This is a genomic window from Actinospineispora eucalypti, from assembly GCF_039543365.1.
Taxonomy (GTDB): Bacteria; Actinomycetota; Actinomycetes; order Mycobacteriales; family Pseudonocardiaceae; genus Pseudonocardia; species Pseudonocardia eucalypti.
In genome coordinates this window covers 129,051-144,811 of record NZ_BAABJP010000004.1, presented here as the reverse complement: position 1 = coordinate 144,811, position 15,761 = coordinate 129,051, and the positions used below count along the sequence as shown (strand labels likewise).

Below are 15,761 nucleotides of genomic sequence, written 5' to 3'. Positions count from 1 at the left end.
GGTGGCCATGCAGACCAACCCAGCCTCCGTGGCCGACCGCTTCGCCGCCGCGTTCAACACCCGCGACACTGACGCCGTGCTCGCCTGCTTCGCCCCCGACGCCACCTACCGGGACCTGTTCTACGGGACGTTCGCCGGTCACGACCAGATCCGCTCGCTGTTCGACCGGATGTACTCCGAAGGCGACCGCCACGAGTGGACCATGACCCGGGTGGTGGCGGACCGGGAGTGCACCGTCGGGGAGTGGACCTTCACGTTCACCGTGAGCGAGGCGGTCCCGGCGAGCGCCGGCCGCACGCTCACCTTCCCCGGGGTGTCGGTGTTCGAGACCGCGCGCGGGTTGTGCCACACGTACCGCGAGCATTTCGACCGGGCCGCCGCCCTGCTCGCGCTCGGCATCCAACCCGCCGGCGTCGCCGCGATCGTTGCCCGGCGCCCCAGCATCGACCTGACCGTCCCGTCCCGGTCGTGACCGTGCGGACCGAGCTGATGATCGGCGAGTTCGCGCGCCGGTCACGGCTGCCCGAGTCGACCCTGCGCTACTACGACAAGATCGGCCTGCTCGTCCCGGCCGTCGTGGACCCGGGCACCGGGTACCGGCGCTACACGGTCGACCAGCTACCGGTCGCGGTGCTGATCTCCCGCCTGCGGTCGCTCGGCGTGGCGCCGGACGCCATCGCGGATGTCCTCCTCGGCGGGGCCGAGGCGGCCACCGCGTTGGCCCGGGAGAGGCAGCGCGCCTCGGCACAGATCGAGCGCGGCCGCGAGCGGCTGCGCGGTCTCGACGAGCTCCTCGCGGAAGGACCGCCGAGGGCCTATCGGGCGCGGGTCGTGGATCTGGCCCCGTGCGAGGTCGCCGCGCTGCGCTTCTCCCTGCCGGCCGCCGAGCTGGAGGCCGGCGTCACACGGGCGATCGCCACGCTGCGTTCCGCGCTGCGGCGCGGCGGCCGACCCCGGGCGGGGCCGTGGGGGGCCGCGTTCCCGCTCGACATCACCGACCAGGTGAGCGGGTTCGTGTTCGCCACCGTCGCCGAGGGGTCTCCCGATCCCGCCGGGACCGAACTGCTGCCCGGAGGTCGCGCGATCAGCGTCCTCCATCAGGGGAGTCCGGCGGGTCTTCCGCTGGCCTACAGCGCGGCCTTCGACACCCTCGGACGGCTCGGCGCCGCCGCGGTCGGGCCGGTGATCGAGAAGTACGAGCCCTCCCTCGTCGAGGTGGTCGTCCCGTTCCGGCAACTCGGCCGACCGCGGTGACGGTCAGTGGACCGCCAGGTGTTCGCGCCGGTGGGTCGGTTGCGGCTCGACCGCTGGTGCGTCGGCCGGGGCGGGCTCGGTCGGCTTGCGCATGATGGCGGCGAGGAACACCCCGCCGATGGTGATGAGGGTGCAGACCAGGAACGCGTCGGCGTAGGCCGAGGTGATCACGGCGCCCTGCAGTTCCCGGTACAGCGCGTACAGCCCCACCGGCCCCTGCTCGAGCAGCGCGTCCAGCTCGGGCAGGTCGGTGGTGGCCGGCAGCAGGGCGGTTCGGTCGGCGAGCAGCTGGTCGGCGTGGTTGCTGACGATCACAGTGAGCCCGGCGAGGCCGAGCGCCGAGGACACCCGCTGCGCGATGTTGTTCACGGCGCTGCCCGAGCTGGCGTGGGCGGCGGGGATCGCGGCCAGGCCGGCGGTCATGATCGGCATCAGGGCCAGGCCGTTCCCGGCGGCGCGGACGCAGGTCCACAGGACGATGTCGCCTTCCGGGGTGTCCGGGGTGATGCCGCACAGCAGGTAGGTGCCGTAGGCGGCGACGGCCAGCCCGACCATCGCCGGCCAGCGCGGGCCGACCAGGTCGTAGAGCTTGCCGGCCACCGGCATGAGCGCGCCCATGACCAGCGCCTCGGGCAGCAGGATGAGCCCGGTGCGCAGGGGCTGGATGCCCTGCACGTCCTGCAGGTACAGCGGCACGTAGAACAGCAACGCGAACAGGCCCACGGAGAGCACGCAGATCAGCAGCAGCGAGTTCACGAAGGTCCAGTGCGCGAACACCCGGACCTCGATCAGCGGGTGCTCGACCTCCAGCTCGATCACCACGAACAGCGCGAGGCTGAACAGGCCGGAGGTCGCCAGCAGCAGGATGGGGTAGGAGTCCCAGCCCCACGACTCGCCCTCCGAGGTGGCGAGTAGCAGCGCGAACAGGCCGTATCCGCCGGTGAGGAACCCCCACCAGTCGAACGGCACCCGTTGCGCGGCGCCGATCGGTGGCAGCAGCAGGTGGGCGGCCACCGCGCCGACCACGCCGAGCGGCACGTTGATGAAGAAGATCAGCCGCCAGTCCACGTACTCCACCAGGTACCCGCCCAGGGTCGGCCCCATGGCTGGGGCGAACGCCACGCCGATGCCGTACATGCCCATCGCCGTGCCGATCTGCTCGCGCGGCACGATCTTGTAGACCATGGACAGCGTGGCCACCGGGAGCACGCCGCCGGGCACCGCCTGCAGGACGCGGAACAGGATCTCGCTGCCCAGGTCCCAGGCGAGGCCGCACAGCGCGGACGCCAGCGCGAACAGCATCATCGACGCCGTGTAGACCCGCGCCAGCCCGACCCGGTCACCCAGCCAGCCGGACAGCGGCACGACGACCCCGAGGGCCAGCGTGTAGGCCGTGGCCACCCACTCGATGTCCTCGTTGGTGACCGCGAAGTCGCGCGCCATGGTGGGCAGGGCAACATTGATGATGCTCATGTCCAGCAGCGACATGAACATGCCGGTGATCAGCACCGCAAGCGGGACCACCCAGTTTCTGGAGGCCTCTTGGGATCGACCACGCAACCCCGTCGCCATACCCAGATAGAGTACGGCATGATCTCAATAGTAGCCAGAAATGAATATTAAAGGAGACGCCGCACGACGTCGCCGCCGAGGCGAGGAGCTGCTGGACGCCATCCGGCGGGCCGCGCTGGACGAGTTGGTGGAGTCCGGGTACGCGAACCTGACCGTGGATGGCATCGCGGCCCGTGCCGGGGCCGGCCGGGCCTCGATATACCGCTACTGGTCCGCACTGCCCGAGCTGGTCGCGGACGCGGTCAGCCACTCGATGCCCGATCTGGTGGTTCCCCCTGACACCGGTGACCTGCGTGATCAGCTGATCGCGGTGCTCGCCCAGGGCGCCGAGGACCTCAACGGCCCCAACGGCGCGCTCGCCCGCAACCTGGTCGCCGCCGCCGTCCAACACCCCGAGCTGGTGGAGCGGCTGCGTGAGCACCTGCTCACCCGGCTGGGCGCGCCGTTCTTCGAGATCCTGCGCCGGGGCGTGGTCCGGGGGGAGGTCCGCCCCGGGGCGCTCACCCAGAACGTGGCCACCGCCGGCCCCCACCTGCTGTTCATGACGTTCCTGCTCAGTACCGGCCCGATCCCGCCTTCGCGGGTGAACGGGATCGTCGACGAGGTCCTGCTGCCACTGGTGGTCGCCCCGGGAGCCTCAGTTCGCGGGAGGGGCCGTGATCACGGCCAGGACCTCGGCCGGTTCGGGGCCGAGTGACCTCAGGTAGTGCGGCACTCCGCCCCGGAAGTAGGCCGAGTCACCGGCGGCCAGCCGTTCCACCCGGTCCGGGAACCGCAGCTCGACCTCGCCGGACAGCACCACCACGAACTCGTCCCCGTGGTGCTCCTTGAAGGTGCACCGGGCCGCGGTCCGCGGCGGGTAGAGCACGAACGGCATCATCTGTTTGCCGGCGATCCGGGGGGCCAGGCCGAGGTAGGTGGAGCCGCCCTGTGGGGCACGGCGCCTAACGGTCGAGGGGGTAGGACGAGTCCACCCGAAAGGCCGCTCACGCTCGGCCGACCGGCCTTCTATGGTGAGCCACCTCACAGTTCGCTCAATATCTGGGAGGCCGCCATGGCCCGGAAGATGCTCGACTGTCGTGAGTTCCCCAGCGAGTCCGGCTGCACCCTGACGCTGATCGGGGAGGAGGCCGAGGTACTGCGAGCCGGCATGGCGCATGCCGTCGACGTGCACGGGCACGCCGACGGTGAAGAACTGCGCGCCGGCCTGCGCGCGGCCCTGCGCGAACCGGCGGAGGCCGCAACCTGACTGAGCAAGCTGCGCGACGGCGGGCCGCCCGGGTGAAGATAGGACATGGATCTCGCCGGGGTAGACGTTCTTGCGTTCGATGTGTTCGGCACGGTGGTGGACTGGCATTCCAGTGTCGCGGCGGAGGTGACGGAGCTCGGGCTGCCGGTCGACGGCAGCCGGTTCGCGCTCGCGTGGCGGGCCCGGTACGCCCCGACGCTGCGGCGGGTCGCCGCCGGTGAGTTGGGCTGGGCGCCGCTCGACGAACTGCACCGCATCATGCTCGAGGAATGCCTGGACGAGTTCGGCGTGCACGAGCTGGACGAGGAGCAGAAGCGACACCTCACCGGTGCCTGGCACCGCCTGCGGCCGTGGCCGGACTCCGTCGAGGGGCTGACCCGGCTGAAGCGGCGCTACGTGATCAGCACGCTCTCCAACGGCAACATCGGGCTGCTCACCCGCATGGCGAAGCACGCCGGGCTGCCGTGGGACTGCATCCTGTCGGCGGAGAACTTCCAGCGCTACAAGCCCGACCCCGCCACCTATCTGGGGGTCGGGCGGGTGTTCGGCGTCGAGCCGTCCCGGGTGCTGATGGTGGCGGCCCACCACGACGACCTCGAGGGTGCGCGCAGCCACGGGTTGCTCACCGCCTACGTCGAGCGGCCGCTGGAGTTCGGCCCGGACGGCAAGGACGTGTCACCGGAGCCGGCGACCACGCTGCACGTGCGGGACCTCCGCGACCTCGCCGACCGGCTCGGCTGCTGAGCTCAGCACTGGTCCAACCGGTGCGGCCGGTCGCGCGGCTCCTCCGTGTGCTGCCACACCCGGTCGATCAGCGTGAGTGCCTCGATGATGGGCAGTACATCGGCGTGGGCGTCCGCCGAGATCGCGGCGGCCATGCGGCGGGCCGCGGGCAGGCTCCACAGCGGGCCGGGCAGGTCGGTGCCCGCGAGCAGGGTCTCGGCCGAGAGATGCGTGGTCCCGCTGTCGTCCATACCTGGTGGACTACCCCGGCAGCGCCCCGGTATGCGGCGAAATGTGACCGGCGGTTGTTCACCGGGGTTGCGCCGTTGCCGACGGGGTAGCCAGGGATTATGAGTATCTTCCGACGAACCAACCGGGTCTCGAAGGCGGTGGACCCCGGGGGCGTGCTCGTCGTGCTCGGTGCCCTGCTCATCGGGCTGGCCTACCTGCTCCTACCGGTGGCGAAGGTGCCGCTGGTGGGCGAGGTCGCCGCGCCCGCGTTGAACGAACTGGCCTCGGAGTACGCCTCGTTGGCGCTGATCCCGTTCGTGCCGCTGGCGGCGTTGGTCACGTTGGCCGTGGGCGTGTACGTGATGGTGGTGACGCTGGGGCGAGGCGGGCAGCGGACAGCCGGAATTGTGGTTCTGGCCTGCTCGGCGTTCATCGCGCTCGCCTACCTGGTGCCGTTCAATGCCCTGGAGAGCGAGATCCAGGAAGCGGGTGCCTCCGGTCTCGGCATCAGCGCGGCGACCTTCACCGGGAGCGGGTTCTGGTTCGCGCTGGTCGGCGCGCTGGTCTCGGCGATCGGGGCCGCGCTCGAGCTCAGCCGCCCGAAGCGTTCGCTGCTGACCAGGGCCTGACCGGGCAGCAACTACGGAGAGTGGCGTGCCGTTTTAGCGTCGGTCGGCCGGGGTAACGTCGTTTCGACTACAATTCCGGAGCGGAGAAGAAATGATTATTCTCGGAATTATTCTCCTGCTGGTCGGCTGGATTACTCACATTCCCATCATCTCCACGGTGGGTAGTATTCTGCTGGTTGTCGGCCTGATCCTGCTCCTGCTCGGCGCCGTGGGCCGCCCATTGGCCGGTCGAAAGTGGTACTACTGACCCGTTATCAGCGGAGCGGCGCTTCGCACGATCGGTGTTGAGTCCCTTCTGGTTGGTCCCGAGGACGGGCGCCCGAGGTCGGTTGGCGCCGCGCCGCTGGCGCTGGGCACCTCGCCGCATCCGGCGTTGTCCCTGTTGTGCGTGCTGCTCTGGGCGCCGTCGTTGCTGATCCTGGACAGCACCGACACCTGGCAACTGGTGATCAACACCATCACCACGATCGTGGTGTTCCCTGCTGGTCAGCAGGGCCCCTGGCCGCCCCGCGTTGTCTTTGACGCTGTCGGTGGTTGCTGGGCCGGGGCCAGGCGGTGGGTGATCGTCGTCTCGGGCGGTGTGGCCGCGCTTTTCGCGGTTGTGCCGCCACGAGCAGCGATCAAGGCCACCGGAGCGCGGCTCTACCGCCAGAAACGACGATCACCCACCCGCCTGGCCCCGGCCCGCCGTTGCCAGTAGCGGATGAGGCAGGCCCCGGCCGCCCGAGGATGAGGTGACGGCCTCCCCGTGCGCGGCGGCCCGGATGTCATGGTGACCAGGTGATCGGTGATCATCAGGCAGTCAGCGTGATTGTGGTGGCCGACAATGACCCCGACTGCCTGATGATCAAGAAGTGTCCGGTTACCGGCGCCCGTGTGGCACACACGAGGCTGGACCGTGGCCGCGGCGGAACTGCCCGCCGTATCGTCCAGGCGACCTTCAACTCCGTGCAACCTCCCGGGGCAGTACACCTAGCGCCGGGGGTACCAGGTGCCGGGGCGGTCAGAGGGTCGTGGTCGGCTTCCGGGGCTTGGCGCGGGTGGCGGTCTTGCGGGCCTGTGTCTCCCGTGCGATGTCGCCGCCGGCGGGTGGCAGGGCGGCGGCCGGCTGGGACTCGGTCAGCTCGGGCACGGAGGCAACGCCGGCCCGGGGGTCGTGCTGGGCGAGGTCGCGCTGCTTTTCCCGGCGCACCATGTCCGCCATGACGGCCTTGTCGTACTTGGCCTCGGCGGTGGAAGCCCGTTGGCGGGCGTCGGCGTCGCGGTCGCGGGCCTTCTTGCGGGCGGTGCGCAGCTTGTCGCGGTGCTTCTTGCCGGCCTTGATCGTCTTCTTGAGCATGGCCACGCGGTCCAGGGTGGTCCGCAGCTCGGCCTCCTGTTCGCCGGCCTGCACGGTGTTGCGTTCGAGGGCCTTGTCCAGCTCGGTGACCTGACGGCCGGTGCGCTCCGCGCCGGTCTGCCGTTTGCGCAGGGTGTTCCGTCGCCGCGCCAGTTCGGCCGCGGTTCGGTCGGTTTTGGTTTGAGCCATGTTCCGTGCATGCCCGCAACCGGGACCGGTAAACACCGGCGTTTACCGCGTCGGGGGATGGGCGGTGTTGGCCCGTGACTGAGTTCTGCGTGTTGCCGCCCCGCGACGAGCCCGCGCTCAGGCCATGATCGGCCGTCCGCTGAGGGTCTGGATGTCGGTGCTACCCACCTTCGAGGCGAGCAGCACCTCCACCCTCCGCAGGTGCTTGGGCAGACCGGGCGGACAGGAGGGAGCGGCCACGATCGCGCCCTGGTCGATTCGGTAGTGGTCGCGCACGACGGCGGCGTTCAGCAACCGGAACCAGTACCGACGGGCCAACGTCGGCAGACGGGGATCACTCCGGTCCCTCGCGAGGTGGCTGCGCACCTGGTCGTAGGCGGTGAGGTCGCTGACGAAGGCCGTCTCGGGCGGCGTCACCAGGCGCAGCCGCACGGTGCCCGGGCCGGCCTGCCAATGACTCTGCCTGACCAGCTCGCCGGAATCCACGTCGAGCACGCAACCGTTGATTCCCAAATAGCAGTAGATACTTTTTTGTCGTTGTGGGACTTGATCGACCAATTCGGCCGGGCGCCATTGATCAAGGTATTGGTTGGTTTGTTGGGTCTCTTTGTCCGGGGTTTCCGGTAGAAGGCCGGTCGCGACGATCGACGGAAGCGACTCGACCGGCGCTTTGTACAACACCGACAAGTTCAGCACATGGGATGCGATACCCCCTTTCCCGGCCGAAACAACCTCGTCACCGCTTGCCGGGTGGCTGGAGCATGGCCAGGGCGATGACCCCCGAGGCGGCCAGGAACGCGGAGGGGTAGCCGTAGACGTGGATCACCAGTCCGCCGAGGGCCGGCCCGGTGATCATGCCGGCGGTCAGCGCGGTGTTGACCGCCGCCAGTCCGGCCGACGGACGGGTGGCGAACACGTCGGCGTTCCACAGCCCGTGGGTGCCGACGACGGCGTTGTAGGAGACGCCGAACGCCGCGGCCGCGATGATCGCGGCGGTGTTCGAGCTGGTGAAGCCCCACACGGCGACGGCGCACGCCAGCGCCAGGCACAGCGCGAGATACCCGCGTCGCAACCCGATCCGGCGGGTGAGCGTCCCGGTCAGCGAGGCGAGCACACCGGCGATCCCGCAGGCGACGAAGGAGATCCGCGCCGCATCCGGCCCCACCCCGGCGGCGCGCAGTGCGTCCACCGCAAACACCCACCACACCGAGCTGCCCGCCCCGATGAGTACCGCGCCGACCAGCAGCGGCCGCGAACGCGGGCAGACGAACCAGCTCCAGCTCAACCGGGGCAACCGGGCCGACGACGGCGCACGCCCCGGGGGAGTGACCAGCACGGCGACCACGCCGGCCACCGCGGCGAGCCCGGCGAACACCAACCAGGCCAGGCGCCAGTGCACGCCGAACGCGATGGCTACCGGCCCGGCCAGCGCGACACCCCAACCGGTACCGGAGCTGATCGTCGTCCAGGGCACCGCACGCCGTTCGGCCGGCAGCTCGCGGGCCACCACGTCGGCGTACGGCGGGAAGGCCAGGCCGGCCGATGCCCCGGCGACCAACACCCCGGCCGCGACCTGGACCGGGCCGTGCGCGGTGGCGACGGTGGCCATGCCGGCCGCCGCGAGCGCCGCCGCGACCGCGATCGGGGCCCGCGTGCCGAACCGGGCGATCCCCCACACCACGAAGGCGGTCCCGGCCAGGTAGGACAGGTAGGCGCCGGACGCGATCAGTCCTCCGGCGCGTGGGTCGATGCCCAGTTCGCGGTGCATGTCGGGCAGCAGCAGGCCGTAGCCGTAGCGAGCGAGCCCGAAGGTGACCGCGATCATCCCGGTGCCCGGGACCACCACCCGCCAGGTTGCCACCCGGACGTCCGGCCGGGAGCCGGTCATCGGCCGCCGGGTTCGGCTCGGCCGGCGGCGACCGGGGCGAGCGGGCACTCCCGGCCGGCTCCGCACGCCGCGCGGTCGCACATCCGGCACACCCGCAGCGCCTCGGGCAGGTCCGCCGCCGCGGCCGCGACGATCTTGTCCAGCAGACCTTCGAACACCACCCGCTCGGCGGGGGAGAGCACGGCGACAACGTGGTCGATGGCCCTCCGCCGGTGGGTGAGGACCAGTTCGGCCCGTCGCACGCCCTCCGGCGTCAACCTCAGGACGCGTGCCCGAGCGTCGGCGGCGGTGCCCGAGCTGACCAGGCCGGCTCGCACCAGCCGGGCGACCAGCCGGGTGACGCCGGAGCTGGTGAGCCCGAGCACCTCGCCGAGCCAGCCCAACCCACGTCCCGGATGCGCGCGCAAGGTCACCAACGCCGCGCGCTCGGAGCTCGTCAGCGCCGTGCCTTCGGCGGCCGGTCCCGGGCGCAGCACGGTGTCGCTGACGCTCAGTGCCAATGCGCCCAGCAGGTTCTCCAGTCGGGCCATGCCCATCACGATGCATCATTTGACTGACGCAGGCAAATACTTGGCCCATCACCGGCCGGATCAGCGGTCTCGGTGCCGTCGCCACCAGCGTCGTCTGCTCGAGTCCGCTGCCCGCGCGGGTTGCCGGTTCACGAGTCCGGCAGGGGCATGACCACGGAACGCCGGACGTGGCTGAAGATCACCGAGGTCCGCACGTGCACGATCTCCCGCCGTTGCGTGAGGCGGTCCAGGATGAAGGCGCTGAGCTGATCGTTGTCGGCCACCGCGATGTGCAGCAGGAAGTCGTCGCTGCCGGACATGACGAAGTACGACAGCACCTCGGGTAGGCCAGTCACGAAGGCCTGGAACGACTCGATCACCTTCCGGTCCGGCGGGCGCAGCTGCACGGCCACCAGCGCCTGGGTGCCTCGGCCGATCTTCCGCAGGTCCACGTCGGCGTGCCGGCCGCGCAGGATGCCGCGCTTGGTCAGCCGGCGGATGCGATCCAGGCAGGTGGACTGGGCCACGTGCAGCCGGGCGGCCAGTTCCTTGTTCGTCAGCTGGGCGTCCTCCTGCATGAGCGTCAGCAACGCCGTGTCCAGTTCGTCCAGCACCATCGTCGGCCCCTCCGAGTCCGTTCAGAATTCGAGATATTTGGCGATTAGCCGAATCTATCGCAGTAATGCAGTCGAGTATTCGCGGTGGCTGCTAGGTATGGGCACGACATCCGTGCATGCTGAGATGAGGGCGAACGTATGACAGGCCAGACAGAGTCCAAGTGCGCGATCGTGGTCAGCGGCGAGTTGCCCACGGGACTCGCGGTCAACGCGGCGAGCGTGCTCTCGCTGACCATGGGGCATCGCATCGAAGGGCTCGTCGGCGTGGACGTGAAGGACGCCGACGGCTTGACCCACCCCGGCATCATCCACACCCCGCTGCCGATCCTGGTGGCGCCGCGCGAGCGCGTTGATGTCATCGTCCAGGCCGCCGCGGCGCAGGAGCGGATGTTCTTTGCCAGCTTCAGCTCCCTGGCCCAGGCCTGCCGGACCTACGAGGAGTACATCGACAAGATGGCGGCCACCCCGACCGCCGGCCTGGCCAGCGTCGGTGTCGGCCTCTACGGCCCGCGCAAGCAGGTCAACAAACTCGTCGGCTCGCTACCACTGCTCCGCTAGGGTTCGGTCGGCAACGCGGTGCTCGGCGCGCCGGTCGCCGGCGAGCCGCGCGAGCGGCTCACCGAGATAGCCGAGAACGAGCCGCTGAGTTGACTACTTGACGCAGAAGCCGGCGTCGACCGGCAGGGTGACCCCGGTGACGTAGCGGGCGGCGTCGGAGACCAGCCAGGCGATGGCGTTGCTGATGTCGATCGGCTCGACCATGTCCACCGGCATGAGGTTGGTGAGCGCGCCGGCCGCCTCCGGGCGGGCCGCCATCGCCGCGCCGACCGCCTCGTTCATGATCATGTCGGTGTTGACCCCGGTGGGGTGCACGGTGTTCACCCGGATGTTGTGCGGGGCCAGCCAGTTGGCGAAGCTCCGCATCAGCCCGACCACTCCGTGTTTGGCCGCGCAGTAGCCGCTCATCTCGGGCCCGCCGTCGCCGCCCCGCCCGGTGAGGCCCTGGGTGGAGCTGGTCAGCACGATCGCGCCGCCGCGGCCTTGTTCGATCATGATCGGGGCGCTGACGTGCACGGTGTTCCACACGCCGGTGAGGTTCACCTCGATCACCTCCCGGAAGACGGCGTCGGGGTCGACCGCCTCGGACGCGCTGACCTGGAGGATGCCCGCGTTGGCGAGCACGATGTCCACCGAGCCGAGCTCGGCCACCCCGTCGCGCACGGCCGCGCCGAGGGCCTTCGTGTCCCGGACGTCGGCCTGGACCGCCGCGATCCGCCGGTCCAGCGCTTCCACCTGGGACACCGTTTCGGCCAGGTCCTCCGGGGTGGCCATCGGGTAGGGCACGGTCTCCAGCTGGCGACAGACGTCGACGGCGATGATGTCCGCGCCCTCGCGGGCCAACCGGACCGCGTGGCTGCGGCCCTGGCCCCGAGCGGCTCCGGTCACGAAGGCGACTTTGCCCTCCAGGTTGCCCATGATCGTCCTCCCGAGCGGTGTGCGCGTGTGGTCCGGCCCTGATCTTGGCGGTTCGGTGGGGATGCCGCGAGTCAGGACTGGACATCTGCTTCCACGTCCCCGGACCGCCGGCGGAGGCCAGCGAACGGTCCATGGAGCTGTTCGCCCGGGAAGTGCTGCCGCGCCTCGAATCCCGGCTGGTCAGCCGTCCGATGGTCGTGGCCGGCGGGAGTTGAGGGTGGACCCGCGCGCCCGCAGGGTCGGCGGGAGCCGGACCGATCTGGCCGACCCGCCGGCCAGCAGGCGCAACAGCGTCCGGGTGCTCAGCTCACCCATGGTGGTGAGCGGAGAGGCCACCGAGGTGAGCCCGATCGGCAGGTGCCGGGCGAGGTCGAGGTCGTTGTAGCCGGCGACCGCCACGTCCACGCCGACCCGCAGGCCGGCGTCCCGGACCGCGCCCATCGCCCCGATCGCGGTGAAGTCGTTGACCGCGAAGATCGCGGTGGGTGGCTCGGGCAGGCGCAGCAGCTCGGCGGCGGCCCGGTAGCCGCCGTCGGTGTGGAAGCTGGACGCGATCACGTACTCGTCCGGCACCGGCACCCCGGCATCGGCGAACCTGTCCAGGAAACCCCGGGTCCGCTCGGCCCCGGTGCTCGCGGACGGGTCACCGGCCACCACCCCGACCCGCCGGTGCCCCAGCTCCCACAGGTGCGCCCCGACCAGTTGGCCGCCCGCCACGTCATCGGTGGTGACGCTGACCTGGCCCGGCAGCCGCCGCATCACCAGCACGAACGGCACCTTGGCCCGCTCCAGCTCGGGGATCAGGTTCGAGTCGCTGCGCGAGTCGGCCACGATCAGCCCGTCCACCCGCCGGGACAACAGCAGATCCAGCCGGGCGCGCCGCAGGTCCACGTCGTCGCGGGTGTTGGACACCACCGTGTTGTAGCCGGCCTGGGCGGCGGCCTGGTCGATGCCGTCGTAGATGGTGGCGTGCGCGACGTCGGTCAGGTTGGGCACCAGCACGCCGATCATCCGGGTCTGGCCGGTGCGCAACGAGCGCGCCGCTTCGTCCCGCCGGTAGCCGAGCTCCTCGGCCAGCGCGCGGACCCGCTGCACGGTCGCCTCTCCGACGCCCTCCGGGTGGCTGCTCAGCGCGCGGGACACGGTGGAGACGTGCACGCCCAGCCGCTCGGCGAGCGAGGCGAGGGTCACCGCGCCCGTCCGGGAAAGCCGGTTCGGTGGCGCCATGGCGGAGAGTCTGCCGGATGGGCCGAGCCGCCTCGCGGTGCGGCTCTTGACTCTGCGCAAACGTTTGGGAATAATTTGACGCAAACGTTTGCGTGCGCGCCTTTGCGCGACTGACCAGCGGGGGAGGCCCAGGTGCGGTACTTGTTGTTGTCCGGCGGGCAGGTGGTGAACAGCGGCGGGACCGTGCGGGCCGACGTGCTGGTGCGGGACGGGAAGGTCGAGGCGATCGGTGACCTGGCCGGGCTGCCGATCACCGATGTGCGGCGGGAGGACTGCACCGGCCGGTTCCTGCTGCCGGGCGGGGTGGACGTGCACACCCACATCGACTCGCCGATGATGGGCACCACCACGGCCGACGACTTCGCCTCCGGGACCCGGGCCGCGGCCTGCGGCGGCACCACCACCGTGGTCGACTTCGCCATGCAGCCGCCGGGGGAGAAGCTGGTGTCCTCGCTGCAGGCGCACCGGGCGCGGGCCGAGGAGCGGGCGGTCGTCGACTACGGCTTCCACATGTGCGTGACCGACCTCTACGACGGGGCGACCGACGAGTTCCCCGAGATCGTGGAGTCCGGGGTGACCAGCTTCAAGGTCTTCATGGCCTACCGGGGCACCCTGATGCTGCACGACGGGGACCTGTTCGAGGTGCTGCGCCGCTCCAGCGCGCTGGGCGGTCAGGTGTGCGTGCACGCCGAGAACGGTGACGTGATCGACCGGCTGGCCGCCGAGCTGGTGGCGGCCGGCCGCACCGGGCCCGCCTCGCACGAGCTGGCCCGGCCGCCGTCCACCGAGGTGGAAGCGGTGCAGCGGGCCATCCGGATCTCCCGCATGGCGGACGCGCCGCTGTACTTCGTGCACCTGTCCACCGAGGGTGCCGTGGCGGCGGTGGCCGAGGCGCGGGCCCGTGAGTGGGCGGTGGCGGGGGAGACCTGCACGCACTACCTGACCCTGGACCGCTCGCTCTACGACGCGCCGGGCTTCGAGCCGGCGAAGGTGGTGCTCACACCGCCGCTGCGCACCCGGGAGCACCGCGACGCGTTGTGGCGCGGCCTGCGCGCCGGCACCCTGGGCGTGGTCAGCTCCGACCACTGCCCGTTCTGCCTGACCGAGAAGCAGCGGCTCGGCGAACACGACTTCCGGGCCATCCCGAACGGCGGGCCGGGGGTGGAGCACCGGATGATCGTGATGTACGCCGAGGGTGTGCGGGCCGGCCGGATCTCGCTGGAGAAGCTGGTCGAGCTGACCGCGACCACCCCGGCCCGGCAGTTCGGCCTGTTCCCGGCCAAGGGCGCGATCGTGGCCGGCGCGGACGCCGACATCGTGGTGCTGGACCCGGACGGGGCGACCACGATCAGCGCGGCGACCCAACAGCAGCGGATGGACTACACCCCCTACGAGGGGTGGACACTGCCGGGTGCGCTGGAGGCGGTGTACTCCCGGGGTGAGCTGATCGCCCGCAACGGCGAGTACGTCGGAGCCGACGGCCGGGGCCGGTTCCTGCGGCGGGCCACGCTGTGACCGCCGGCGCCGACTTCGAGGCGCTGCGACCGGTGGGTGAGCGGGTCGAGCAGGACCTGAGCGAGCTGGCCGGGATCCGCGCGCCGGAAAGCGGTGGCTGGACCAGGACGGTCTTCTCCGAGCCCTACCGGGCGTCGCGTGACTGGGTGCGCCGGCGGATGCGCGAGGCCGGGCTGGACGTGCGCCTGGATGGTGCGGGGAACGTCGTCGGGGTGCTGCCGGGCCTGGATCCGGCCGCGCCCGCGCTGGTCACCGGGTCGCACACGGACACGGTGGAGTCTGGTGGGCGGTTCGACGGGGTGGTCGGGGTGCTCGGCGCCCTGGAGACGGTACGGCTGTTGCGCGAGCGCGGCATCCGGCTGCGCCGGGACCTGCTGGTGGTGGACTTCCTCGGCGAGGAGTCCAACGACTTCGGGCTGAGCTGCCTGGGCAGCCGCGCGCTGGCCGGCGAGCTGACCGCGTCCGACCTGGACCGCCGGGATGCGGCCGGGATGCGGCTGGGTGAGCGGTACGCCGGGTTCGGGCTGGAGCCGGACGGGGTGCTCGGGTCGGCGGCCGCCTTCGCCCGGCACCGGTTGGCCGGGTACGTCGAGCTGCACGTCGAGCAGGGGCCGGTGCTGGAGGAGCGCGGGGTCGGGCTGGGGGTGGTGACCGCGATCGCCGGGATCGAGCGGCTGCTGGCCACGTTCCGGGGGCGGGCGGACCACGCCGGCACGATGCCGATGGGGGACCGGCGGGACGCGCTGGTCGCGGCGGCGGAGGCGGTGCTCGCGGTACGGCGGACCGCGTGTGGCGCCCCGGTGCACGGGGTGGCGACCACCTCCCGGTTGGTCGCGGAGCCCGGCTCGCCGAACGTGGTGCCGGCGGCGGTGCGCATGCACGCCGAGATGCGCAGCGTGGACACCGGGTGGCTGTCCTCGGCGCAGCTGCGGCTGGCCGAGGAGATCCGCGAGCTGGCCGGCCGCTCCGGGGTTGATGTGGAGATCGACTGGTCGCGGGACAACGAGCGCCGGCCGGTCAGCGCCGACGTGCACGAGGTGATCGCCGGGGTGGCCGGGTCGCTCGGTGAGCCCTGGCTGCCGGTGCCCAGCGGGGCGACCCACGACGCCGTCCACCTGGCTCGGCTGTGCCCGATGGGGATGATCTTCGTACCGTCGCGGGGCGGGCGCAGCCACTGTCCCGAGGAGTGGACCGACCTTCCGGACATCGAGACCGGTATCCGCGTGCTGGCCGGCACCCTGCTCCGGCTCGATCAGCCGCGGGACACGCTCTGAGCGAGCTCCGCTGTGAGCCGCACAGGCCCCAGGCGCCGCTCAACCCGCCCCGGCGGTCGCCGAGTGGCA

21 protein-coding genes are annotated in these 15,761 nt (G+C 71.2%); 11 read left to right on the top strand and 10 right to left on the bottom strand.

The annotated features are described in order from the left end of the window. Positions 1 to 7 precede the first annotated feature (7 nt). Both ABEB12_RS05730 and ABEB12_RS05725 read left to right on the top strand, forming a co-directional pair. A complete protein-coding gene (locus ABEB12_RS05730; RefSeq protein ID WP_185062721.1) occupies positions 8 to 472 on the top strand; it encodes a nuclear transport factor 2 family protein in 465 nt (154 codons plus the stop codon). After that, on the top strand, positions 469 to 1,254 hold the full coding sequence (locus ABEB12_RS05725; protein ID WP_345702592.1) for a MerR family transcriptional regulator: 786 nt from the start codon (positions 469 to 471) through the stop codon (positions 1,252 to 1,254). The genes ABEB12_RS05730 and ABEB12_RS05725 overlap by 4 nt, the downstream gene beginning before the upstream one ends. A gap of 3 nt (positions 1,255 to 1,257) precedes the next feature. Here the strand turns inward: ABEB12_RS05725 and ABEB12_RS05720 are convergent, their stop codons facing one another. Next, on the bottom strand, positions 1,258 to 2,778 hold the full coding sequence (locus tag ABEB12_RS05720; protein ID WP_345702591.1) for a DHA2 family efflux MFS transporter permease subunit: 1,521 nt from the start codon (positions 2,776 to 2,778) through the stop codon (positions 1,258 to 1,260). Positions 2,779 to 2,866: 88 nt separating this feature from the next. Here ABEB12_RS05720 and ABEB12_RS05715 point away from each other — a divergent pair, with 88 nt between their 5' ends. Beyond that, positions 2,867 to 3,523: a TetR/AcrR family transcriptional regulator C-terminal ligand-binding domain-containing protein gene (locus ABEB12_RS05715; RefSeq protein WP_185062719.1), complete on the top strand. Its 657-nt coding sequence runs from the start codon at positions 2,867 to 2,869 to the stop codon at positions 3,521 to 3,523. On the opposite strand, the gene ABEB12_RS05710 is transcribed toward ABEB12_RS05715, so the two are convergent. Then, positions 3,464 to 3,694 carry a cupin domain-containing protein gene (locus tag ABEB12_RS05710; protein WP_185062718.1) on the bottom strand — a complete coding sequence of 77 codons (231 nt, stop codon included), beginning with the start codon at positions 3,692 to 3,694 and terminating at the stop codon, positions 3,464 to 3,466. The two genes, ABEB12_RS05715 and ABEB12_RS05710, sit on opposite strands and share 60 nt — an antisense overlap. A gap of 186 nt (positions 3,695 to 3,880) precedes the next feature. On the opposite strand from ABEB12_RS05710, the gene ABEB12_RS05705 reads away from it, so the two are divergent. Together ABEB12_RS05705 and ABEB12_RS05700 are read left to right on the top strand one after the other, a co-directional pair. Next, positions 3,881 to 4,075, top strand: coding sequence for a DUF1059 domain-containing protein (locus ABEB12_RS05705; protein ID WP_185062717.1), 195 nt, complete (start codon positions 3,881 to 3,883; stop codon positions 4,073 to 4,075). Between the two features lie 45 nt (positions 4,076 to 4,120). Then, a complete protein-coding gene (locus ABEB12_RS05700; protein WP_185062716.1) occupies positions 4,121 to 4,819 on the top strand; it encodes a haloacid dehalogenase type II in 699 nt (232 codons plus the stop codon). A gap of 2 nt (positions 4,820 to 4,821) precedes the next feature. Here ABEB12_RS05700 and ABEB12_RS05695 read toward each other — a convergent pair whose 3' ends face one another. Beyond that, positions 4,822 to 5,049, bottom strand: a complete 228-nt coding sequence (locus ABEB12_RS05695; protein WP_185062715.1) for a hypothetical protein — start codon at positions 5,047 to 5,049, stop codon at positions 4,822 to 4,824. Positions 5,050 to 5,148: 99 nt separating this feature from the next. Between ABEB12_RS05695 and ABEB12_RS05690 the strand changes: the two genes are divergently transcribed. The 3 genes from ABEB12_RS05690 (at position 5,149) to ABEB12_RS05680 (ending at position 6,358) form a co-directional block, all read left to right on the top strand. Beyond that, the gene (locus tag ABEB12_RS05690; RefSeq protein WP_185062714.1) at positions 5,149 to 5,658 is read left to right on the top strand and encodes a hypothetical protein; all 510 of its coding nucleotides are present in this window, start codon (positions 5,149 to 5,151) and stop codon (positions 5,656 to 5,658) included. 91 nt (positions 5,659 to 5,749) lie between these two features. Continuing rightward, positions 5,750 to 5,905, top strand: a complete 156-nt coding sequence (locus ABEB12_RS05685; protein ID WP_185062713.1) for a DUF6131 family protein — start codon at positions 5,750 to 5,752, stop codon at positions 5,903 to 5,905. Positions 5,906 to 6,031: 126 nt separating this feature from the next. Next, positions 6,032 to 6,358 carry a low affinity iron permease family protein gene (locus ABEB12_RS05680; protein ID WP_425572217.1) on the top strand — a complete coding sequence of 109 codons (327 nt, stop codon included), beginning with the start codon at positions 6,032 to 6,034 and terminating at the stop codon, positions 6,356 to 6,358. Between the two features lie 303 nt (positions 6,359 to 6,661). Here ABEB12_RS05680 and ABEB12_RS05675 read toward each other — a convergent pair whose 3' ends face one another. The 5 genes from ABEB12_RS05675 to ABEB12_RS05655 all read right to left on the bottom strand — a co-directional run bounded on the left by ABEB12_RS05675 (position 6,662) and on the right by ABEB12_RS05655 (position 10,200). Continuing rightward, the gene (locus tag ABEB12_RS05675) at positions 6,662 to 7,186 is read right to left on the bottom strand and encodes a hypothetical protein (RefSeq protein ID WP_185062712.1); all 525 of its coding nucleotides are present in this window, start codon (positions 7,184 to 7,186) and stop codon (positions 6,662 to 6,664) included. Between the two features lie 117 nt (positions 7,187 to 7,303). Next, a complete protein-coding gene (locus ABEB12_RS05670; RefSeq protein WP_185062711.1) occupies positions 7,304 to 7,882 on the bottom strand; it encodes a hypothetical protein in 579 nt (192 codons plus the stop codon). A 40-nt stretch (positions 7,883 to 7,922) separates the two neighbouring features. After that, the gene (locus ABEB12_RS05665) at positions 7,923 to 9,074 is read right to left on the bottom strand and encodes an MFS transporter (RefSeq protein WP_185062710.1); all 1,152 of its coding nucleotides are present in this window, start codon (positions 9,072 to 9,074) and stop codon (positions 7,923 to 7,925) included. Further along, a complete protein-coding gene (locus ABEB12_RS05660; RefSeq protein ID WP_185062709.1) occupies positions 9,071 to 9,604 on the bottom strand; it encodes a MarR family transcriptional regulator in 534 nt (177 codons plus the stop codon). The genes ABEB12_RS05665 and ABEB12_RS05660 overlap by 4 nt, the downstream gene beginning before the upstream one ends. A gap of 128 nt (positions 9,605 to 9,732) precedes the next feature. Continuing rightward, complete coding sequence (locus ABEB12_RS05655; RefSeq protein WP_425572216.1) at positions 9,733 to 10,200, bottom strand: Lrp/AsnC family transcriptional regulator; 468 nt, start codon at positions 10,198 to 10,200, stop codon at positions 9,733 to 9,735. Between the two features lie 138 nt (positions 10,201 to 10,338). Between ABEB12_RS05655 and ABEB12_RS05650 the strand changes: the two genes are divergently transcribed. Further along, positions 10,339 to 10,758 (top strand): DUF2000 family protein, encoded by a 420-nt coding sequence (locus tag ABEB12_RS05650; protein ID WP_185062708.1) that lies wholly within the window; start codon positions 10,339 to 10,341, stop codon positions 10,756 to 10,758. A 93-nt stretch (positions 10,759 to 10,851) separates the two neighbouring features. Here ABEB12_RS05650 and ABEB12_RS05645 read toward each other — a convergent pair whose 3' ends face one another. Continuing rightward, positions 10,852 to 11,676 carry a mycofactocin-coupled SDR family oxidoreductase gene (locus tag ABEB12_RS05645; RefSeq protein WP_185062707.1) on the bottom strand — a complete coding sequence of 275 codons (825 nt, stop codon included), beginning with the start codon at positions 11,674 to 11,676 and terminating at the stop codon, positions 10,852 to 10,854. Between the two features lie 180 nt (positions 11,677 to 11,856). Continuing rightward, positions 11,857 to 12,903, bottom strand: a complete 1,047-nt coding sequence (locus tag ABEB12_RS05640) for a substrate-binding domain-containing protein (RefSeq protein ID WP_185062706.1) — start codon at positions 12,901 to 12,903, stop codon at positions 11,857 to 11,859. A 132-nt stretch (positions 12,904 to 13,035) separates the two neighbouring features. Between ABEB12_RS05640 and hydA the strand changes: the two genes are divergently transcribed. After that, positions 13,036 to 14,418, top strand: coding sequence for a dihydropyrimidinase (gene hydA, locus ABEB12_RS05635; protein ID WP_185062705.1), 1,383 nt, complete (start codon positions 13,036 to 13,038; stop codon positions 14,416 to 14,418). Further along, positions 14,415 to 15,692 carry a M20 family metallo-hydrolase gene (locus tag ABEB12_RS05630; RefSeq protein WP_345702589.1) on the top strand — a complete coding sequence of 426 codons (1,278 nt, stop codon included), beginning with the start codon at positions 14,415 to 14,417 and terminating at the stop codon, positions 15,690 to 15,692. The genes hydA and ABEB12_RS05630 overlap by 4 nt, the downstream gene beginning before the upstream one ends. Positions 15,693 to 15,761 lie beyond the last annotated feature (69 nt).

Excerpts from the sequence above, each read along its gene's own strand:
- ABEB12_RS05730 (WP_185062721.1), top strand. The coding sequence starts at position 8 with ATGCAGACCAACCCAGCCTCCGTGGCCGACCGCTTCGCCGCCGCGTTC.
- ABEB12_RS05715 (WP_185062719.1), top strand. The coding sequence starts at position 2,867 with ATGAATATTAAAGGAGACGCCGCACGACGTCGCCGCCGAGGCGAGGAG.
- ABEB12_RS05705 (WP_185062717.1), top strand. The coding sequence starts at position 3,881 with ATGGCCCGGAAGATGCTCGACTGTCGTGAGTTCCCCAGCGAGTCCGGC.
- ABEB12_RS05700 (WP_185062716.1), top strand. The coding sequence starts at position 4,121 with ATGGATCTCGCCGGGGTAGACGTTCTTGCGTTCGATGTGTTCGGCACG.
- ABEB12_RS05695 (WP_185062715.1), bottom strand. The coding sequence starts at position 5,049 with ATGGACGACAGCGGGACCACGCATCTCTCGGCCGAGACCCTGCTCGCG.
- ABEB12_RS05690 (WP_185062714.1), top strand. The coding sequence starts at position 5,149 with ATGAGTATCTTCCGACGAACCAACCGGGTCTCGAAGGCGGTGGACCCC.
- ABEB12_RS05685 (WP_185062713.1), top strand. The coding sequence starts at position 5,750 with ATGATTATTCTCGGAATTATTCTCCTGCTGGTCGGCTGGATTACTCAC.
- ABEB12_RS05675 (WP_185062712.1), bottom strand. The coding sequence starts at position 7,186 with ATGGCTCAAACCAAAACCGACCGAACCGCGGCCGAACTGGCGCGGCGA.
- ABEB12_RS05665 (WP_185062710.1), bottom strand. The coding sequence starts at position 9,074 with ATGACCGGCTCCCGGCCGGACGTCCGGGTGGCAACCTGGCGGGTGGTG.
- ABEB12_RS05660 (WP_185062709.1), bottom strand. The coding sequence starts at position 9,604 with ATGGCCCGACTGGAGAACCTGCTGGGCGCATTGGCACTGAGCGTCAGC.
- ABEB12_RS05655 (WP_425572216.1), bottom strand. The coding sequence starts at position 10,200 with ATGGTGCTGGACGAACTGGACACGGCGTTGCTGACGCTCATGCAGGAG.
- ABEB12_RS05650 (WP_185062708.1), top strand. The coding sequence starts at position 10,339 with ATGACAGGCCAGACAGAGTCCAAGTGCGCGATCGTGGTCAGCGGCGAG.
- ABEB12_RS05645 (WP_185062707.1), bottom strand. The coding sequence starts at position 11,676 with ATGGGCAACCTGGAGGGCAAAGTCGCCTTCGTGACCGGAGCCGCTCGG.
- ABEB12_RS05640 (WP_185062706.1), bottom strand. The coding sequence starts at position 12,903 with ATGGCGCCACCGAACCGGCTTTCCCGGACGGGCGCGGTGACCCTCGCC.